A 19,581-nucleotide genomic window follows, 5' to 3' on the forward strand; every position below is an offset into this window, starting at 1 on the left:
ATTATGAATTAATTGAAAATGCTTACAGTACTAGTATAACAAAATTCACTCATTTATGCAAAGGTTTGCATTAACTTTCTAGATTTTATCCTTACTTATGGTTTCCATAGACCTGAAGCATCTACATAGTAGCGGCCTCCATCAACTCGCTCATTTTTAGCCATTTTACCATCTGATTTCAAATAGTAGTTTCCTTGCCATGCATTGCGAGCATAAGAACCATCTGATTTCAAGTAATACCAGGCTTGATAAGAAGAGTCATAAACCCACTCACCTTGTGCCATTTTACCGTTTGATTTAAGGTAATAAGCTCCTTGCCATGCATTTTTTGCATAAGAACCATCTGATTTCAAATAATACCAAGCTTGATAAGAAGAGTCATAAATCCATTCGCTCTGTGCCATTTGACCATCAGCTTTCAGGTAATAGCTTCCCTGCCAAGCATTTTTCACTGAATTTCCATTTCCGTCAAAATAATACCAAGCGCCGTCCTGCTTAACCCAACCACTTGCTGTGGATGAAGTTGTATCGGTTTGAGTTGTAGCCGCTTGTTTTGCTTTAAAAGCACCCTTAGGAGCATTTTTCAATTCGCAAGCCACACCATCATGATCACGGTCTAACTTGGCAGAATAACCAGGTTCTCCCTCGTGAATATCCGAATAGCCATTCGCCCAAGCTTCTTTACAACTAGAAAAATGAATGTTTTCTTCTGCTAACACAGGTTGTGAAAACAAGGCTAAAACTGGCAAGGTAGCCAGACTCATTTTTAAAAATAGACGTTTATTCATCTCTTTCTCCTATAACGATGTTATCGATTTCACTATTATTTTATCAAACTTATTTCAGCAATTCAAGGAAAGGTTTAATCTGTTCAGCAAACTCTTTTGGTTTTTCCTTATTCAAAACATGAGGACCATCTGGTATAATATGAAATTGAGATTCTGATATTAGTTTATGAAGACTTCTCATAGAACTAAGATTCGGTTTATCTTTGCTGCCACAAATTAGTAAGGTTGGATAAGGACAAGTTCTTGATATATCCGTTAAATCAAGTGTCTTCAACTCCTCAGAAACTCCGACCATAAGAGCCTTGTCTGCCCCCTGTTTTTCAAATACCCTTTTGGGAAGTAGTTTAAAAATCAGCAACTGAATGTAAAAAAGGATATTCCCCGCTAGTTTCAATGGACAGCCTGACAAAACCAAGGCCTGAAGATTTGGTAAATCGTAACTGGAAAGTTCTAGTGCCAGAGCAGCACCTAAGGACAATCCAACCAAAACAAAAGGTTCTGTCTCTTGAGCTAGATGCTGATAAACTCGCTCTTTAGCTTGTTGATAGTTGCTAACTCCAGAAGGAAATAACTCAATAGCCTCAGAAGGATAATCTGTCAGTAGATTCCGAACTTCTTTCCAACTCTCTGCTGACTGCCCTAGCCCGTGTAAAAATATCAGTTTCACCTAGTTCTCCTCTAGGCTCAATTCATACAAGCCTCTCACTGCATTACAGCCGTAAATAGCTTCTGCTTGGGCTAAGTCTTTTAAGGTCAAAACTTTCTCTTCTACCTGTCCTGTTTCCAGCAAATGCTGACGGTAAATTCCTGGCAATATTCCAAGTCGGACTGGCGGTGTGTAAAGTTTACCATTAATTTTTAAGACCAGATTTCCAATAGAGGTTTCAAGTAGTTCTCCAGACTTATTGTGGTAAATAATCTCTTGTTCCCCTAGATTCAAATGCGGTCTGTAAGTCGTTTTAAAATAGGTAAAGGCTTGTTGCAAATTGGCTTCCTGAAGACAAAGTTTGGCCTGACAAAAATGTAGACTAAGAGGTGTTAAGATTTGTCGACTAAGTTCTATCTCTCCAGACTTACTGAGAGAAATTCGCAAGCGGTAATCTTGATTAGCATCACAAGCCTGACACTCTTCCTCTATCTTTTGTTTCAAGTTTTCTGAATCAAATGGAAAGGCAAAATACCGACTAGATTTTCTCAGCCTTTCTATATGTTGATTCTCAAACAGCAAGCACTTTTGGCTGATTTTTCCAGTAGTAATCAGTTTGAAACGAGCTTGTTTACGATAGAGAACAGCTGCCTTTTGATGAACCTCGCGGTATTCAGATTCCCATGTGCTATCCCATGTAATGCCTCCGCCTACTCCATAGATGGCATTCCCTTGATGCAGTTGAATGGTCCGAATGGCTACATTGAAAATTCGTCGCCCATTTGGAAGCAAGAGACCAATGGTTCCACAATAGACTCCGCGCGGTTGTGGCTCCAAGTCCTTGATAATCTCCATAGTCGCAATTTTCGGTGCTCCCGTTATGGAACCGCAAGGAAAGAGAGAGCGAAAGGTTTCAACAAGGTCAACATCTGCTCTCAACCGACTCTTGATAGTCGAAGTCATCTGCCAAACAGTCGAATACTGCTCCACTTGACACAAACGCTCCACATGTTCACTTCCCACTTCAGAAATACGGTTCATATCGTTGCGCAAGAGGTCCACAATCATCATATTTTCAGAGCGATTTTTGGGATCCTGTTCCAACCAACTGGCCTGCTCCAAGTCTTCTTGGTCAGTCACTCCACGCTGAGTCGTTCCCTTCATTGGTCGCGTTGTCAACTCACGGTCATTTTGCTCAAAAAAGAGCTCTGGGCTCATGGAAATCACTGCCATCTCGTCATGTTCAACATAAGCATTGTAACCCGCCTCCTGCTCTACCACCATACGATTGTAGATGGCAAAAGGATTGGCACTTAAGTCTTGCTTGAGTTGGACGGTGTAGTTGACCTGGTAGGTGTCTCCCTGCCGCAAATGATGGTGAATCTGAGCAATCGCCTTTTCATAGTCTGCTGCAGATGTTACTTCCTGCCAATCAGAAGGCAAATCAACTTCATCATAAATCAGAGGAATAGGGGATGTTTCTACCCTATCATGAACTGTAAAATATAGCAGGTACTCTGCCAGTAAAGGCGCTTTATGAACTGCTAATTTCTCCTCAAAAGCAGGTGCAGCCTCGTAACTGACATAGCCCACTACATAATAGCCTTGCTCTTGGTAACTTTCCACTTGTGCCAGCAAATCTGCCACTTCTGCTAAATCCCTCGTTTTTAACTCTTTAATCGGCTGGGTAAAGGTGTATCTCTCCCCCAAAGCCCTAAAATCAATCACTGTTTTTCTATGCATACCTTAAGTATAGCACAAAAAGGCAGATCCAGACAAAGCTGATCTACCTTTTTATTATTTTCTTACTATTGATTATGCTTTAGTGAATAAATCACCAGCAAATCCATCTGATTTCTGCAAGAGTTGTTTGTAAACCTTCCATTTAAGATCTACAGTATTCTTGAAATCATTACCTTGAAGGTCTTTTTCGACCGCTGCATCAAATAAGGTCTGAAGTTGTGCGTAAGTTGAAATCTTTTGACCATCGATTTCAATTTCAACAAAACCTCTTTGGGCTTTTTCGTGTACTTCATGATACCATGCTTTCTTCCATGCTTCTAAACTTTGGAATTTGCCGTTAGAAACTTTATTAATAATAAAGTCATCACCAAGACCTACATTACCAGCAGCTTTAGATTCTTGTTTGTATTTGTTTGATGCATAACCTAAGAATCCGTCTAGATAACCGAAGTATCCCCACATACGGAAGGTATTATGTTTGAATGAGATTGAACCAACCGCACTCTTACTTGTATTACCACCATAAATACCTGTCATCATATTTACTACAGTATAAGCAGAATCAAATCCTTCAGTACGGTAATGACCATTTCCTGGTAATCCATGTTTCGTTGCAAAGTTTCCATCAACCAGTTGATCAATACTTGTCAGCTTCGTATTCTTTTCGTCATCATTCAAATCACGAACTAAATCCCATTGATGTGGTTCACCAACTAAGCCATTGCGATCCGCTTTTTCACGATATTTCTTATCGATCTTCTTGAACCACTTATCATTTGTTCCAGTATTTTTCTTGATAACAGACTCAGCTTCTAAGTAATCAAGCATCATCATGGATTCATTGTAATTCTTCATGTAGTGATCGATTTTCTCACGACTGTTTAACACATTCGGATTATAGTTGTAAATTTGATTTCCATCATTTTGACGTTCGTAGGCCATGTTTAATCCTAAGGCACCATATTCACCATTTGGATTTGAAACTGATGGTGATTGTAACATACCTTGAGCAAAGGCTTCAACATCTGTTCCTTCACGGTGACGCCATGTTCCTAAGTAGGCCATACGGTCATTGATGTGAGTTGTTTCGTGAGTGAATGCAGATGTACCAAAATCACTAATCATGCTAGAGATAATGTAATATACAGCCTCTTGTGGTTGTGGATTTTGGAAGATATAAGCGTATGCACCCATTCCATTATATCCATGCCACTTATCAGTCGGACCATAGAATTCACGAATTGGAGCAAAATCGCCTTTCTTCGTATGTCCCATACGGTCAACCCATCCCAAACCTGGTACATCATGGTTATCCCAAATGGCAGATGGTACCATATTCTCACTCTTAAGAAGATTATTTCGTACATTATCAGCAGCAAGTCTTGACCAGAAGTCTAAATAATTGATTTGTTCTTGCGCACGTAAATCAACTTGCTTCTTGAATGCTTCACGTTCTTCTGCCGTATTCTTACCGTATTTCTCAAATGAACTAAACGCAATGGTATTATAGGTTGTAATTAAGATCATATGCGCTTTCTTCAGGTTCAGAAGTGGTAGAATATAACGTCCGTGATGTCCATTATTAATTACTTCATATAATTTATGTTTCTTATTAGCGAAATCTGGATTTGATGATTGTTTCTCAACAACATAAGCGTTATCTGCAATGTTATTCTTGAACCAAGTATTCATATCTGTTTCACTAGTGAATAATTCCATGTTGTACTTCAGGAATTCGTGTAAGTTAGCTTTACCAGTAGCACTTGCAAGAGCTCTGTTAAATGCATCATGTGATTGATCACCTTTTAGGTTGTTACCATTTGAAGCGAAGCTGATTAATCTATCAAGTACGTTAACGTTCTTACCGTAGAAATCAGGTTTGAAGGTCATCATATTTTTGATATTTAATCCGTCAAATTTAATTCCATAGTATTGGTTTAAGTAAGCCAGAGCTAACATGATTTTAGCTTTGTTATCTTCAACTTTTTTAATCAATGCACGTTTAGCTGCTTCGTCCGTATTTAATTGATGGTCTTCATTTTCAACTAAAGCTTTAACTAAAGCATCAAGATTATCTTTAACTTCTTTAAAGCTTTCTTCCATGTATAACATCTTAGGATTGTTATTAATCTTACGAACTTCATCTGAATCAAGTTCAACAGAAGCTAATTTAGCTTTGATATCGCTGATCAATTGTGTCCTATCTTTAACAACCATATTTGGTGTATAGACAATATCACCTAATCCTTCAATACTATATTCACGAACTTGTTGAACCTTAGATTCTTTTTGTGTAATATCTTTAATTTCTTTCGTCTTATCAGCGTAATGAATCATAATATGATCAGCATCTGATAAGTCGGTCACAAATTGTCCATCTTTCATACCTGTAACAGATAAAACTTCAGTAGTTAGTAATTTAGAATCTGCAGGAATCTTGTTCCCTTGGTTGACAATCCATTCTTTATTGTAGAATGGTTGAAGTTTTTCGATGTTACGATAAGCAAGTTCGCGAGATGCGTCATAATCTTGAGTATCTTTATAAGTATCTGTTTTTGGTTTTACGTTATTAAGTGCATCTTCAACAAGAGGTTTAATTTCAAACTTATCAGCTGTAATTCCGAATGATTCTATTTTTTTATTTGCATCTTCTAGGCTGATTTCTTGGATTCGATTACTACGAGAACCGTTAAATGAGTGAGAACCTTCACTCACATCTTTAACAACGTAGTTTCTTTCAATCCAGTTTTTTGTGTAATATCCACCTTCTGCTTCTAAATCTCTAGAACCGTAGAATTCTTCACCGTTTTTGACTTTCATCATTGAAACTGTGTCAGCAACACGCCCCCATGTCCAGTTTTTACTAATGAAACCACCTACCTCAACAGGGTTCTTCACATCAATAGTTCCTTTAGTAACAGCGTTACGAACAGAAGCGTATTTATCAATACCATTAGGATCAGAACCGTTATCGGTTCTAGCGACAAGTCCACCAACACGTGCTCTATCTGCAACAATATCAGCATCTACGTATGCATGTTTAATATTACCACGCCAAAGTTCTCCGGCGATACCACCAAGATCCCAACCTTTATTACCGACACCTGTTAGTTTACCGATGAAAGCAACATTTTTAAGAAGTCCACCAGTATCTCCTTTATTTACGATACCAGCAATACCATCTTTACCAAGGATACTACCAGTTACCTTAACATTTTCAACTGTGGCATTTTTAATTACTCTTGATAGTGCGGAAATATTTTCAATCCAAGGCATATTAATATTAACATTACCTAAGTTAATGTTTTTAACTGTACCGCCTTCAACGTTATCGAATAACTGACGAGCCATATTATGAATGGTATATTGTTTACCGTCAACACTTGTTAAAGTTCCGCTAAATTTACCAGGTACATATTGTTTATTCGGAGTTGGTACATTTGCTGCATTCAAATCTGCACCAAGTTTAAACTCACCTGTTGGATTAGCTTGCATATCTTTTACAAGCTCGTTGAAGTTGTAGTAAACATTACCTTCTTTTAATTTTTGTTTTTCAAAGTAATGAACATACTCTTCGCTAAGTGTGTTATCAGCATTCCGTTGAATCAAATCTGGTGCTTTGGCAGTGACTTTGTATAAGGTTTTTCCGTCTTTTTCTACTTCTTCAATCTTGTCAACGGCCAGTCTTGTAACTTTGTTGTCATGAGTGGTCACTCGTAGATAAAGCGGAGCAAGATCAGCTGGTTTTTCCGTAAGCAAACTAGTATCCGTTTCGTTACCGTCAGCGTCCACACTCATCAAGCTTGTTTCTTTGATGTTTTTGATTTCAACTTTTTTAAGGTCTAACTGAATTTCTTTATCTTCTAATGTTTCAGTTTCTTCGCCTTCTCCACGATCATAAACCATCGTTGTGGATAATGTATAGCCTTGATAATATTTCAAGTTGTCTAAAGTAGCTTGTAATTTATTTTCTTCTACTGTCACTTCTTTAACAACTTGTCCAGTCTTATCTTTCAGAGCTACTTTAATCGATTTGATTTCTACTCCAGCTGGTTTATTCAATGTATAACTAGCTGTAGCGCTCTTCTTCAAGACATCTTTATCTGTGTTAGCCCATTCTAAGGTTGGTTTTTCTAAACCTTTTGTACCTTTTTTGATAATTTCATCTTGAGGTGCTTGGAGAACTGTTTCTTCTACTGTTGGAGCTTCATTTGTTTTTTCTCCACGAATCGTTTTATAGGTTTCAGTAATTTGTTTCTTACCTTCTACACCTTTTTGAGCTACTTGTCTTGTTCCTCGTTTTAAAGTGTCATCTTCTTGTTCTTTGGTTTCAAAAGGAATGACTTCTTCTCTTATTTCAACTGTTGTTCCTTCAAGTGGTTTCGTCCCTTTTTTAACGACTTTAGGAACAGCAGGAGTTTTCACTTCTGTAGTTGTAGAAAGGACTTTATCTGTTTCTTCACCTTCAACTGTTTCGTAAGTTGTTTTGGTAACTTGAACTCCTTTAGAACCTTCGCGTTCAACAACTTCTTCATCTACATATTTTGTATCGTCTGGAACAACTTCTGTTGTGAAATCTAATTCACTTTCAGTAGACTTCTCAACTGTACCTGTTGTTACTTTATATTCTGGGTTTACTTCTTGTACTGGTGCTTGACCTTCTTGACCGGGTTCTTGAGTTCCCTTTGTTGAAACTGGTTCTTTATATTCAGGAAGTTCTGGCTGTACTAAAGCTTGGCCTTGCTTCTCGCCTTCTTTTACTTCTTGAACACCTTTGGCTTCATGATACTCTGGTAGTTCTGGCTGTGTTAGAGCTTGGCCTTCTTTACCTTCTTCTTGAGTTCCTTTTACTTCAACTGGAGCATCTGGTAAAGTTGGTTGTGTTAAGGCTTGGCCAGTTTTACCTTCCTCTTGCGTCCCTTTAGCTACTTGGTGAGTTGGTTCAGCTTGTGGTACTGGAGTTGGAGCAGGTTGCACCTCTTTCTTCGTTCCGACTGCAATGACTTGCGACACAGGATTTTGGACTACTTGGTCTTCGATGACTTCTCTAACTTCTTGACCGTTGACCATTGAAACTTTGCTTACAAGGCGACGCTGACCCTTTACTCCAGCTGTGACGATATGAGTCTGTCCTTCTGCTAGATTCGCATCTGGGCTTGTGATTGTTTCAAAAGGAATCTCCACCAAGCTCTCTTCCTGTATTGTCTGAGGCTTCTCAGAAACTGGTTTTTCTTCAATAGCAGGAGCAACTGGAGTCTCTACTACTGGATTCTCAACGATAGTTTCTGGAGCAACAGCAGGTCTTTCTTGAACGACTTCTGTTTTCTCGATTTCATTTGCATTTTGCTTTTCTACTGGAAACTGAGGCTGTTCTGCTGAATCTGGTCTTAATGGATGGAGTTCTGCTTCCTTGAAGTAGCCAATGTATTCATAGCCATCAATGTGGATAATCCCTTCAGCCAAGCCTTCATGTGTAGAGGCTGAAATAGTTTGGTTATAAGAAAGCAATTCTTTATTTTCAAATGCGAATGTCCCATAAGGTACAAAGGTACTGGCTCCTAAAGAACCAATCAATAGAACACCTAGAACTTCTCTACGACCTTTTTTAGACACCAAAAAGACTGCTAGAGAAGCTGTTGCCAAGCCAAGACCTGCTAGAGCGACTTCCTTGCTTCCTGTGTAAGGAAGTTGTTGACTGGTAGTCGCCTTCTTGCGATAAACTACATAAAGAATATCATCATCTTGAAATTCTGTAGGAACCTCATGATGAATCAGGGCTTTTTCAGACTCGGTCAATTCCTGCTCCGCCAAATAACGGTAATGAACACTATGAGCACCGCCAACTTCATTGGCTTGAACCTTATCTACTGAAAGAGTACTAGCACCAAAAAGGAAGGCCCCGATGGCTACAGGACCTACCCCAACAGTTAGCTTACGAATCGAATATTTGGTGATTTTTTCTAGTTGTTGTTTTGTTTTTCTCATTCTCACGACTTTCTGATAGAATCTTGTGGATACTGCGCACGCGCACCTCCAATTAATTTTGGACGGCTAGCAAGAGCCGTTACATGGGCATGCCCAATTTCTCTCAAAAGAGGGCGAATCGGAACCTGAACATGCTTGACATGCATACCAATTGCAGTGTCTCCGATATCCAATCCAGCATGAGCCTTGATAAATTCAACCTCAACTGGATCTTGCATAAACTTGAAGGCTGCCAACTGACCTGAACCTCCTGCATTGAGAGTTGGAAGGACACTGACGATTTCCAGGCCAAACTGCTCTGCCACCTGATGTTCAACAACGAGAGCCCGATTGACATGTTCACATCCTTGAACAGCTAGATGAATTCCTTTTCCCTCTAGGATATCTAGGGTGGTCTTCACAATAATTTCGCCAATTTCTTGGCTAGATTCCTTGCCAATCTGACCACCTATGACTTCACTAGAAGAAAGGCCCAAAACAAAGATAGATCCTTGCTTCAAATTGGCCTTTTCTAATACATCTTTTACAATCTGGCTTGTTTCTCTTTGAATGTCTTTTTCCTTCATACTTGATACCTCTTTTGTCATTATCTATCATATCGTTTTTTCTACGTTTTAGCAAGATAGACAACCTAGAAAGCTTGCCTAATTACGCATAAAACTCCCAGAATGAACTGGGAGTTAGCTAGTTTCTATTCTATTTATGTATATTTTAACTGTCGTCCCTTTTGAGGGAATAGAATCAATCTTCATTTGGTAATGTTCTCCAAAATGAAGTTTGAGCCGTTGATCAACATTTTGAAGACCAACTCCCCCACGTTTGAGTTGACTTTGACTACTATCGCTAGCATCTTGGAAACCAACTCCATCATCCTCAATACGGATGACCATTCCTGAATCCTGTTTCTGAACAGAAACTCTAATATGTCCTTGACCTTCCTTCTCCTTGATGCCATGGTAAAGAGCATTTTCTACCAAGGGTTGTAACACCAACTTGGGCAAGACTAGCTTATCAAAAGTAGAATCTTCATTAATCTCATAGTTCAACTTATCCCCATAGCGTTGCTTTTGGATAAAGAGGTACTGGCGGACATGATTGATTTCATCAGAAAGAGAAATCAAATCCTTGCCTTGATTGAGCGCCAAGCGGAAATAAGTCGCCAAGGACTTGGTCACTTGCACCACTCTCTGACTATCTTGAAATTCAGCCATCCAGATGATGGTGTCCAAGGTGTTATAGAGGAAATGGGGGTTAATCTGGCTTGATAGAGCTTGAAGTTGGTACTGACGGGTCGTTTCTTCCTGCCTGCGAATATCTACCATCAGCTGATCAACCTGATCCAACATGGCATTGAACTGGCGAGTCACCTCTCTCAATTCATAAGCACCCGCTTCTTTGGCACGAAGATTCTGATTACCAGAAGCAATTTCCAGCATAGTTTCTCTCAAATCCTTCAAAGGGGCAATCCAGCGTTTAAGACTAAACCACACCAAGCAGAGACAAGCAAGAAGAGATGTGAAACTGGCTCCAAGCAAGGTCCACATGAGTTGACTCCGAACCTGGTCTAACTTCTCCAACGAAGACACGCCAAGCACCGTCCAATCAGTTCCAGCAATCTTTTCTTGACTGACATAGGATTGGTGGTCTGGAGTGTAACCCTGCCCTGTCTTAATATAGGGTTTCATGGCCTCCATTTCGCTAGACGAACTATAAACTGTATGTTGAGGATGATAAACAAATTCATGGTTTTCATTGATGATAAAAGCAAAGCCCTGCTGACCCAACTGGAGTTGGTTGAGATAGGCTTCCAGAGTTTCATAGGAAATATCCAAACGAAGTACACCTAGATTGGCTCCCTTTGCATCAAGAAGTTCTTGAGTGACAGAAATGACCCACTGGCTATCTGATTTACGAGCTGGAGTTAAAACTGGTTTAGCTCCCTGATGAATAGCCTTTTGGTACCAATCCTCAGTCATCATATCTGAGGAAGTTTTCATCTGCACACTATCATCCGTAGAAATGACCTGACCAGATTTGGTTACCAGCACAACAGCTTTCAAGTCCTGGTCTGACTTTAAAATGGTCAAAAACAAATCTCGAATTCCCTTGACCTTTTCTTGACTGGGATTCTCAGCATAGGTTAGGACATCTGCCTGCTGGGTCAAACTGGTCGAGGTGGTTTCTAATTTTTTGATATAAGACTGGATAAAGTGGCTAGTCTGACTGATAGTCGTTTGGCTATTGCCCTCAATAGTAGCCTCAATGGCTGAAGAACTAGATTGATAGTAGAAAGTCCCAACCAGAGCTAGGAGAATGAGAAAGACCAGAAAGATGGAAATAACCATTCTGACTAGGAGAGAAGAACGTTTCATCGATCTTCCCCCTTCTTAAACTGGCGAGGTGTCACACCTGCAATCTGTTTAAAACGTTGGGTAAAATAGTTCATATCTTCAAAGCCAACCTTCTCTGCGATCTCGTAAATCTTCAGATCGGTAGTTAAAAGCAAAAGCTTGGCTTGTTTGACACGTTCTCTCACCAGATAATCCTGAAAAGGCAGGCCTAACTCTTTCTTAATCAAAGAACTCAGATAAGTCGGGCTAAAACCCAAGTCACTGGCCAAACTCTTCAAACTAAATTGGCTATCAGCCAGATGGGACTGGATTTTCTGGGCCATATTTCCCTCAAACTTATCAGTCAATAAATCTTGTAACTGCTCTTCTTTCTCTTCCTTATCCAACTTTTGCTTGATTTTCCCCAGCATTTCCTCGATATCCTGACGAGAAAAGGGCTTGAGTAGGTAATCATCCACACCTAGTTTGACAGCAGACAAGGCATAATCAAAATCATCGTAGCCTGTTAAAAAGACCAAATGCACCTGAGGATAGGTTTCTCGGACCAGACTGGCCAACTGGATGCCATTTAGCTGAGGCATGTTGATATCGGTTAAAATAATATCTGGCACCTGCTTTTGTATCAATTCCCAAGCCTGCCTTCCATTTTCAGCTTGACCGATGATTTCCATATCGTAGACTGCTACATTGACCAGCTTGGTCAATCCTTGTCTTACCAGATATTCATCTTCTACGATTAAGATTGTATAGGTCATGCTTCTCTCCTTTGTCACTTACTAGTATCAGTATAGCAAAATTCTCCTCTAACTGCTTAGGAAAGCCCTCTTAATCGACATAATCTAGTAAATAAGCATAGCCTTTTTCTTCCATTTGGTCTTTGGGAATAAAGCGGATAGAGAGACTATTAATACAGTAGCGCAAGCCCCCCTTGTCCTGTGGTCCATCCGTAAAGACATGACCAAGGTGAGAATCTCCAACTCGGCTCCGCACTTCCATGCGTGTCATATTGTAGGACTTATCTTCCTTATAAGTCGCAACATCTGGACTGATGGGTTGGGTAAAACTAGGCCAGCCACAACCAGACTCAAACTTGTCCTTTGATGAAAAGAGGGGTTCACCAGTTGCCACGTCCACATAGATACCAGATTCAAATTTATCCCAGTATCGATTTGAGAAAGCCCGTTCTGTTTGATTTTTCTGGGTAACTGCATACTCCTCAGGTGACAAGGTCTTTTTCAATTCCTCATCACTTGGTTTGGGATATTTGCTAGCATCAATGACGGGATAGGCTGCCTGATTGACATTGATATGGCAGTAGCCATTTGGATTTTTCTTTAGATAATCTTGGTGGTAATCCTCTGCCACGACAAAATTCTTCAAGGTTTCCTTTTCAACTGCTAGAGGTTGGTCGTATTTCTTAGCCACCTCATCAAAGACTTGGTTAATCACCTCTAAATCCTTGTCATCTGTGTAATAAACACCAGTACGGTACTGGGTTCCCACATCATTTCCTTGTTTATTTTTGCTAGTTGGATTAATAATGCGGAAATAATGAAGCAGAATTTCCTTGAGGGAAATTTGATTAGCATCATAGGTGACATGGACAGTTTCTGCATGCCCTGTTTGGTTGATCAATTCGTACTTAGTTGTTTCCCCTCTACCATTTGCATAACCTGATACGGCATCTGTCACACCGGGAACGCGTGAGAAGTATTCCTCAACTCCCCAGAAACATCCCCCAGCTAGATAAATTTCGTGCAAGTCTGCATCTTTACTAATTTCTGTTTTTTTCACTGTTTTTCCTCCTTGGCTAACTGATGCCTTCTCAATTTGCGAGCTATCTGTCTGCCCTGCATTTCGCATCAATAGAAAATAGAAACCGGTTATGGCTAGGAAAAAGATTCCTGCCAAAACAAACAATTTTACTTTATCATTCATGGCCTTTCTCTACCCCATTTCTTTCAATGTTTTTAAAATCATATCCTTATCCATAAAACCTGGTTGCGTTTTGACCAGCTTGCCTTCCTTGTCTATAAAGGCTTGAGTTGGGTAAGAACGAACGCCATAACTTTCCAAAAGTTTTCCTGATGGGTCAATTAGAACTGGGAAATTTTTATAATCCAAGCCCTTGTACCAGTTCTTAAAGTCTGCTTCTGCTTGTTCACCTTTGTGTCCAGGAGAGACCACTGTCAAGACCACATAGTCATCTCCAGCTTCTTTAGCGATTTCATCGGTATCTGGAAGACTGGCTAGACAGATGGAACACCAAGAAGCCCAGAATTTGAGATAGACTTTCTTGCCCTTGTAATCAGACAAGCGGTATGTCTTGCCATCTACTCCCGTCAGTTCGAAATCAGCAACCGCCTGACCTTTAGTCGCAGTTTGCGCACTAACTTGTTCTGTTTTTGTTTGCTCCTTCATAGTAGATTCGTCTGACATATTTTTAGTCGAACAGGCTGCTAAACAACAGATTGAGCCTACTCCAAGGAGACATGTTTGCCATTTTTTCATTTCTTTTTCCTCTCTATTCAAATAATGTAGTCAAAATGGAAGCATTCCCCAAAAGCACCAAGATTCCCATCACGATAATGAGTAAACCACCCACTTTTTTGAGGATTCTGAGGTAAGGATGCAGTTTTCGGAAATGTTTCAAAACATAGCTGGAGGCGAGAGCTAAAACCAAAAATGGTAGCGCCAAACCTAGCGTGTAAACCAACATGAGACCAGCTCCCTGCCAAGCATCTGAGCCACCTGAAGCCGCTAAGGCCAAAACAGACCCCAGAACTGGCCCCACACATGGCGTCCAAGCAAAACTAAAGGTTAACCCCAGTAAAAATGCCTGACTATAGCCGTTACCCTTTTGCCCTTGTCCCTTTAATTGTAGCCTTCTTTCCTTGTAGAGTCCCTTCAAATGTAAGACTTCCATCTGGTGCAATCCCAATAGAATGATAACCGCACCCATCACATACTGAAACCAAGAGGTATACAAAAGGTCTCCTAAAAAACCAGCTCCATAGCCTAGTAAGATAAAAACAAAGGAAATCCCTATTATAAAAGCTAGAGTTCGCAATAAACTAACAAGTGAGATTGAAAATTTGCCACTAGAAGCCTGGGCACCATCTTTATCATCCAACAAGACCCCTGCATAAACCGGTAACAAGGGTAAGATACAAGGAGAAAAGAAGGAGAGAATTCCAGCAAGAAAAACACTGATAAAAAAGATAATATTATCCATTGCCTTCCTCCATTCTTTGATTTGATAGGACTATTATAGCCCCAAAACTCCAGAAAAAACAGGGACAATGATAGGGAAAAATAGGAATTTAATCAGGTTATACTTCAAAGAAAGCAAAAAAGCATGAGTAAAAGGGTAAGCTATCTTAGGTTTTAGAGCGAACATCTAGTAAATAAAAAAAACAGATTCTTCCCTTTATCACGGAAAAAATCTGTCATTGACTTACTGATTTACAAAAAATTCCAATTACGGTTTGCGAACCTCGTCTTTGCTGGTTTCTCTGTATTTTTTTAGTTCCAAAAATGCATTATCATGATGGTTTTATAACAGTGTCTCAAATTCAAAGACGCTCATTCCCAGCTGCTGACTTGCAACCTCAGGTGTTAGAAGACCTTGACGTACTAGATTTACTAAACCTACTTTTAATCCCTCTTCAATCCCTTCCACCCTAGCAGTTTCCAAGGCATAATCATGAGCCAATAATGCTTGTTCTTCGCGTCTGCGTTGTTCACTAAACATTTTCCTGTCCTCCTCGGACCAGCTCTTGTAGTCTAGCAGTTGGTCTGCCTGGCTGATAGCTCGCTCGGGTTGTTGGGTAAAGGGTTTATTACCGAAAAACTCCAACCATGGCTTGCGAACCTTATCCTTGCTGGTTTTTCTGTATTTTCTTAGTTCTTATTTGTGATGCTCTTTCAATAGTTCTTCAAACTCAGCGACAGTTATACCTAACTGCTGGCTGGCAACCTCAGAAGTCAGAAGACCTTGGTGGACCATATCTAGGAAGGCAAAAAATTTCCCTTCCTCCCTAGCAGTTTCCAAAGCATAGTCCTGTGCTAACAAGGCTTGTTCTTCACGCATACGTAGTTGACTAAACATTTTCCTGTCCTCCTCGGACCAGCTTTTATAGTCTAGCAGTTGGTCTGCTTGGCTGATGGCTCGCTCGGGGCGCTGGGTAAAGGGTTTGTTCCCAAAAAACTCCAACCACGGTTTACGAACCTTGTCTTTGCTGGTTTCTTTGTATTTTTTTAGTTCCAAGAATGCCATCTTGACTAGATGGTTTTCCTGACCATTATTTGTAATTGTTAAAACCTCACCTGTCGTATCCTCTCTCATGCTAAAGCTATGAAAAGCCAAATCATCTTGGAAATAATTACTATCCACAATTGCAATGGCGTATACTGGTGCGATGTGTTTGTAACTCTGATGAGTATTGCCCTCTTGCTGGCGAATTTTTTCTAGATTTTGATTGACCTGACTACACAGATAAGCCCATAAACGATTAATGAAAAAATTCTGATGATGCACCTGAATCTCAATGATTACTTGAGTTCCATTATCTAGTTCAGCTAAAACGTCTATACTGGTATAGAAATCCTGAGCCGAGTACGGTGTAGTGGGTAAGACGTGAATGTTACTTCCTTCCAAAATAGTTACATTTTTGGCTGGCAAGTCTAACATATCGCGAATAAATTGACAAGTGATTTCTGGATTGCTAAAGATTTTCTTAGCAACCAAATCGTTGGTCGGGCTGATGCCCGGATGTCTTAAAATCATCCATTTCCTCCTCTTATTATACCACAATTTTAAATCTAGTTTTACTAGATTCGATGGTTCTATCTATTTATTCGAAAAAGAGAGGATAAATGAAACAGTAAATAAAAAATGAGGACAGCGGATAAGCAATAAATTTTAAGCTTATCAGTCCTCCTTACTTATCTGATAATAAATAAGATCCGCAAGATAGCCTTTTCTCTCCACCCCATTTGCAACAGTTTTTAGATAGGACATTCCAGCTTTTTCCATGACACGACCTGAAGCTGGATTGAGACTGGCATATCGTGCTCTGACATTTTGAAAACCTGCTTGAGTAAAACAGAAGTCTAAGACAGCTTTCAAGGCCTCCGTCATCATACCACGACCCCAATAGTTTTTTCCTAAAATATAGCCAATTTCACAACTTGAATCATCCTCATCTATCTTAACGATACTGATATCTCCAATCACTTGTTCTGGGTCTTCTTTGAGACAAATGGCCCATTTGTAATAATTGGGATTAGAATAGGAGGAAATCCAATTACGAATCGAGTTCCGAGTCACCTCGACATCAGGATGGGGATCCCAAGTGACATAGGTCAGATTCTCAACAGATGAAGCCCAATTTTGAAACATGGCTTCCTCATCACTCTCCACAAATCTTCGCAAGATTAAACGATCTGTCTGTAACATTTGCGTACCGATTGATTTCATGACGCTACCTCGCTTTCTAAGCTTAAGACAATAAGCTAAAAAGGTCCACTGGACCTTCTTCGCTTACCTGTTTCCATGCTCGGGGTAAAAAGACTAAACTCAGTAACAGCTAGGAAACAAGTGTTTTTTCTAATCCCTTGACGCAGTCGCTGTCTGGTTTGAAATGCGCTTTACCAAGCTTTTCAAACCTAGTCATCGTTGCGGGGGTGAGACAACGAAATCGAACTCTTCGAGTTATCGAATCTACCTCGTTTTCCCCTTTCTAGACTCGGGCTGAAAACCTCCACTGGAGGTTTTCACTCCCAAAAGTCATCAAAGACGGTGATGGGTAGGTGGCGTTTGTGTTGGCCTTTGTGCCACCAGTTTTCAATGGTCGCTTGAGCTTCTGGGCTGATTGTTTTGCCTTCTAGGTAGTCGTCAATCTCTGCATAGGTGACTCCGAGGGCTACTTCGTCAGCTAGACCTGGTTTGTCTTCTTCTAGGTCTGCCGTTGGGATTTTTTCATAAAGGGCTGGGTCTGCACCAAGTTCCTTCAATAGTTGTTTTCCTTGACGCTTATTGAGGCGGTAAAGAGGGAGAATATCCGCACCCCCGTCACCAAACTTGGTAAAAAAGCCTGTGATATTTTCCGCAGCATGGTCTGTTCCAATGACTGCTCCGCTATGGGAACCAGCAAGGGCATACTGAGCAATCATACGGCAACGAGCCTTGATATTGCCCTTGTTGAAGTCTGAAACAGGACTACCTGTCGCTTCAACTGCAGCTGTCATAGCATCTGCAGACTCCTTGATATTCACAACCAAGCTGACATCTGGCTGGATGAAGGCTAGGGCTTTTTGAGCATCTGCTTCATCGGCTTGTACTCCATAAGGCAGGCGGACAGCGATAAATTTGTAGCTATCATCCCCTGTCTCTGCTCGCAGTTCTTCCATGGCCAGTTGAGCCAATCGTCCTGCTAATGTTGAGTCTTGTCCCCCAGAAATCCCTAATACAAAGGTCTTTAGGAAGGGGTGTTTTTTCAAGTATCTTTTTAAGAAATCAATGGAACGACGAATTTCTTCCTGGGCATCAATCACTGGTTTGACACCCAGCTCTTGGATAATCGTTTCTTGCAAACTCATTCTTCTTCTCCTTCACTGAGGGCTTCCTTACGCATTTTGTCAATCAAGTCCATCTTGTCTTGCCATACATCACGCGCCAAATCCACTGGATAATGCTGAGGATTGAGCACGCGCTTGTATTCATCCCAAAGCTTGTCAAATTCCTTACGAGCATAATCCTGAATCTCAGTCAAGCTAGGTAGATTGTAAATCAATTTTCCGTCTTTGAAGATATCCACTAAGAGAGGAACAGCGTCAAAATTACGAACCGTCTTCTTGATGTAAGTATAGGTCGGATGGAACATCTTGATTTCTGTCATGCTGGCAACATCTACGCCATCAAAAGTGATATAGTCTCCTTCTGACTTGCCTTTTTCACGACTGGTAATGCGCCACACCTGCTTCTTACCTGGTGTAGACACTTTTTCAGCATTATTTGACAGCTTGATGGTATTGCGCATCTGGCCATTTTCATCTTCGATTGCAACAATCTTATAAACTGCCCCAAGAGCTGGCTGGTCATAGGCTGTAATCAGCTTAGTTCCCACGCCCCAGACATCAATCTTGGCCTTTTGCATCTTGAGGTTGAGGATGGTATTTTCGTCCAAATCATTTGAAGCATAAATCTTAGCCTCTGTAAATCCAGCCTCGTCCAATTGCTGACGAACTTTCTTGGAAATGTAGGCAATATCCCCAGAGTCAATCCGCACACCCATAAAGTTAATCTGGTCACCCAGCTCACGCGCCACCTGAATGGCAGCTGGTACCCCAATGCGAAGGGTGTCATAGGTATCCACAAGAAAGACACAATTTTTGTGGGTCGCAGCATAAGCCTTGAAAGCTTCATAGTCATTGCCATAAACCTGTACCAAGGCATGGGCATGGGTTCCCAAGACAGGAATGTCAAAGAGTTTACCAGCACGCACGTTGCTGGTTCCATTGGCACCACCAATCACCGCTGCGCGTGTTCCCCAGATAGCTGCATCCATTTCTTGAGCCCGACGTGTCCCAAACTCCATCAAGGGTTCATCTTCAATGACTGAACGAATACGAGCTGCCTTAGTCGCCACCAAGGTCTGGTAGTTGACGATGTTCAAAAGAGCCGTTTCGACCAATTGACATTGAGCTAGAGGGCCTTCCACCTGCACAATCGGTTCATTAGCAAAAACCAAGTCCCCTTCTTGGGCAGAACGAACGGTCAACTCCAACTTGAAATTGCGGAGATAGTCCAAGAATGACCCATGATAGCCCAGCGACTCCAAATAGGCAATATCGCTATCTGAAAAACGCAAGTCTTCAAGATAATTCACAATTCTTTCCAAACCTGCAAAAACTGCATAGCCATTTTTAAAAGGCTGTTGGCGGAAATAAACCTCAAAGACCGCCTTTTTATTGTGAATCCCTTGGTCAAAGTAAACCTGCATCATGTTAATCTGGTACAAGTCCGTGTGCAATGTCAAACTATCATCTGGATACATACTTTTCC

General features: G+C 40.7%; 13 protein-coding genes and 2 pseudogenes. All 15 read right to left on the bottom strand.

Going from position 1 to position 19,581, the window contains the following annotated elements; translation table 11 throughout:
• Window positions 1-101: 101 nt before the first annotated feature.
• A pseudogene (locus QM408_RS02115) lies at window positions 102-788 on the bottom strand (excalibur calcium-binding domain-containing protein); the annotation flags it as partial.
• A 49-nt stretch (window positions 789-837) separates the two neighbouring features.
• Window positions 838-1,455 carry an alpha/beta fold hydrolase gene (locus QM408_RS02120; RefSeq protein ID WP_261250719.1) on the bottom strand — a complete coding sequence of 206 codons (618 nt, stop codon included), beginning with the start codon at window positions 1,453-1,455 and terminating at the stop codon, window positions 838-840.
• Window positions 1,456-3,177 carry an aminodeoxychorismate synthase component I gene (pabB, locus tag QM408_RS02125; RefSeq protein WP_414373400.1) on the bottom strand — a complete coding sequence of 574 codons (1,722 nt, stop codon included), beginning with the start codon at window positions 3,175-3,177 and terminating at the stop codon, window positions 1,456-1,458.
• A 72-nt stretch (window positions 3,178-3,249) separates the two neighbouring features.
• Window positions 3,250-9,162, bottom strand: coding sequence for a ZmpA/ZmpB/ZmpC family metallo-endopeptidase (locus QM408_RS02130; RefSeq protein ID WP_414373403.1), 5,913 nt, complete (start codon window positions 9,160-9,162; stop codon window positions 3,250-3,252).
• Window positions 9,163-9,164: 2 nt separating this feature from the next.
• Window positions 9,165-9,728, bottom strand: coding sequence for a TIGR01440 family protein (locus tag QM408_RS02135; protein ID WP_247933400.1), 564 nt, complete (start codon window positions 9,726-9,728; stop codon window positions 9,165-9,167).
• Between the two features lie 114 nt (window positions 9,729-9,842).
• Complete coding sequence (locus QM408_RS02140) at window positions 9,843-11,534, bottom strand: cache domain-containing sensor histidine kinase (RefSeq protein WP_414373406.1); 1,692 nt, start codon at window positions 11,532-11,534, stop codon at window positions 9,843-9,845.
• The gene (locus QM408_RS02145; RefSeq protein ID WP_000222640.1) at window positions 11,531-12,268 is read right to left on the bottom strand and encodes a response regulator transcription factor; all 738 of its coding nucleotides are present in this window, start codon (window positions 12,266-12,268) and stop codon (window positions 11,531-11,533) included. Before QM408_RS02145 ends, QM408_RS02140 begins: the two co-directional genes overlap by 4 nt.
• Window positions 12,269-12,338: 70 nt before the next feature.
• A complete protein-coding gene (gene msrB, locus QM408_RS02150; RefSeq protein WP_261125925.1) occupies window positions 12,339-13,451 on the bottom strand; it encodes a peptide-methionine (R)-S-oxide reductase MsrB in 1,113 nt (370 codons plus the stop codon).
• Between the two features lie 9 nt (window positions 13,452-13,460).
• Window positions 13,461-14,024 carry a redoxin family protein gene (locus tag QM408_RS02155; RefSeq protein ID WP_261125923.1) on the bottom strand — a complete coding sequence of 188 codons (564 nt, stop codon included), beginning with the start codon at window positions 14,022-14,024 and terminating at the stop codon, window positions 13,461-13,463.
• Window positions 14,025-14,037: 13 nt separating this feature from the next.
• A complete protein-coding gene (gene ccdA2, locus QM408_RS02160) occupies window positions 14,038-14,748 on the bottom strand; it encodes a thiol-disulfide oxidoreductase-associated membrane protein CcdA2 (protein WP_261083424.1) in 711 nt (236 codons plus the stop codon).
• Window positions 14,749-15,069: 321 nt separating this feature from the next.
• Window positions 15,070-15,423: pseudogene (locus QM408_RS02165) on the bottom strand (Rpn family recombination-promoting nuclease/putative transposase); the annotation flags it as partial.
• The gene (locus QM408_RS02170) at window positions 15,424-16,302 is read right to left on the bottom strand and encodes an Rpn family recombination-promoting nuclease/putative transposase (protein ID WP_261150723.1); all 879 of its coding nucleotides are present in this window, start codon (window positions 16,300-16,302) and stop codon (window positions 15,424-15,426) included.
• Window positions 16,303-16,446: 144 nt separating this feature from the next.
• Window positions 16,447-16,995, bottom strand: coding sequence for a GNAT family N-acetyltransferase (locus QM408_RS02175; RefSeq protein WP_261150722.1), 549 nt, complete (start codon window positions 16,993-16,995; stop codon window positions 16,447-16,449).
• Between the two features lie 296 nt (window positions 16,996-17,291).
• The gene (gene nadE, locus QM408_RS02180) at window positions 17,292-18,116 is read right to left on the bottom strand and encodes an ammonia-dependent NAD(+) synthetase (protein WP_414373410.1); all 825 of its coding nucleotides are present in this window, start codon (window positions 18,114-18,116) and stop codon (window positions 17,292-17,294) included.
• Entirely contained in the window at window positions 18,113-19,573 is a 1,461-nt protein-coding gene (locus QM408_RS02185) for a nicotinate phosphoribosyltransferase (RefSeq protein ID WP_000283125.1), read from the bottom strand. The genes nadE and QM408_RS02185 overlap by 4 nt, the downstream gene beginning before the upstream one ends.
• Window positions 19,574-19,581 lie beyond the last annotated feature (8 nt).

Origin of the sequence: Streptococcus mitis (assembly GCF_047464965.1) — a bacterium.
In the GTDB taxonomy this organism is placed as follows: Bacteria; Bacillota; Bacilli; order Lactobacillales; family Streptococcaceae; genus Streptococcus; species Streptococcus mitis_DU.

Coding starts and splice junctions, on each gene's coding strand:
- pabB (WP_414373400.1), bottom strand. CDS start 3,177: ATGCATAGAAAAACAGTGATTGATTTTAGGGCTTTGGGGGAGAGATAC.
- QM408_RS02130 (WP_414373403.1), bottom strand. CDS start 9,162: ATGAGAAAAACAAAACAACAACTAGAAAAAATCACCAAATATTCGATT.
- QM408_RS02135 (WP_247933400.1), bottom strand. CDS start 9,728: ATGAAGGAAAAAGACATTCAAAGAGAAACAAGCCAGATTGTAAAAGAT.
- QM408_RS02140 (WP_414373406.1), bottom strand. CDS start 11,534: ATGAAACGTTCTTCTCTCCTAGTCAGAATGGTTATTTCCATCTTTCTG.
- QM408_RS02145 (WP_000222640.1), bottom strand. CDS start 12,268: ATGACCTATACAATCTTAATCGTAGAAGATGAATATCTGGTAAGACAA.
- msrB (WP_261125925.1), bottom strand. CDS start 13,451: ATGAATGATAAAGTAAAATTGTTTGTTTTGGCAGGAATCTTTTTCCTA.
- QM408_RS02155 (WP_261125923.1), bottom strand. CDS start 14,024: ATGAAAAAATGGCAAACATGTCTCCTTGGAGTAGGCTCAATCTGTTGT.
- ccdA2 (WP_261083424.1), bottom strand. CDS start 14,748: ATGGATAATATTATCTTTTTTATCAGTGTTTTTCTTGCTGGAATTCTC.
- QM408_RS02170 (WP_261150723.1), bottom strand. CDS start 16,302: ATGATTTTAAGACATCCGGGCATCAGCCCGACCAACGATTTGGTTGCT.
- QM408_RS02175 (WP_261150722.1), bottom strand. CDS start 16,995: ATGAAATCAATCGGTACGCAAATGTTACAGACAGATCGTTTAATCTTG.
- nadE (WP_414373410.1), bottom strand. CDS start 18,116: ATGAGTTTGCAAGAAACGATTATCCAAGAGCTGGGTGTCAAACCAGTG.
- QM408_RS02185 (WP_000283125.1), bottom strand. CDS start 19,573: ATGTATCCAGATGATAGTTTGACATTGCACACGGACTTGTACCAGATT.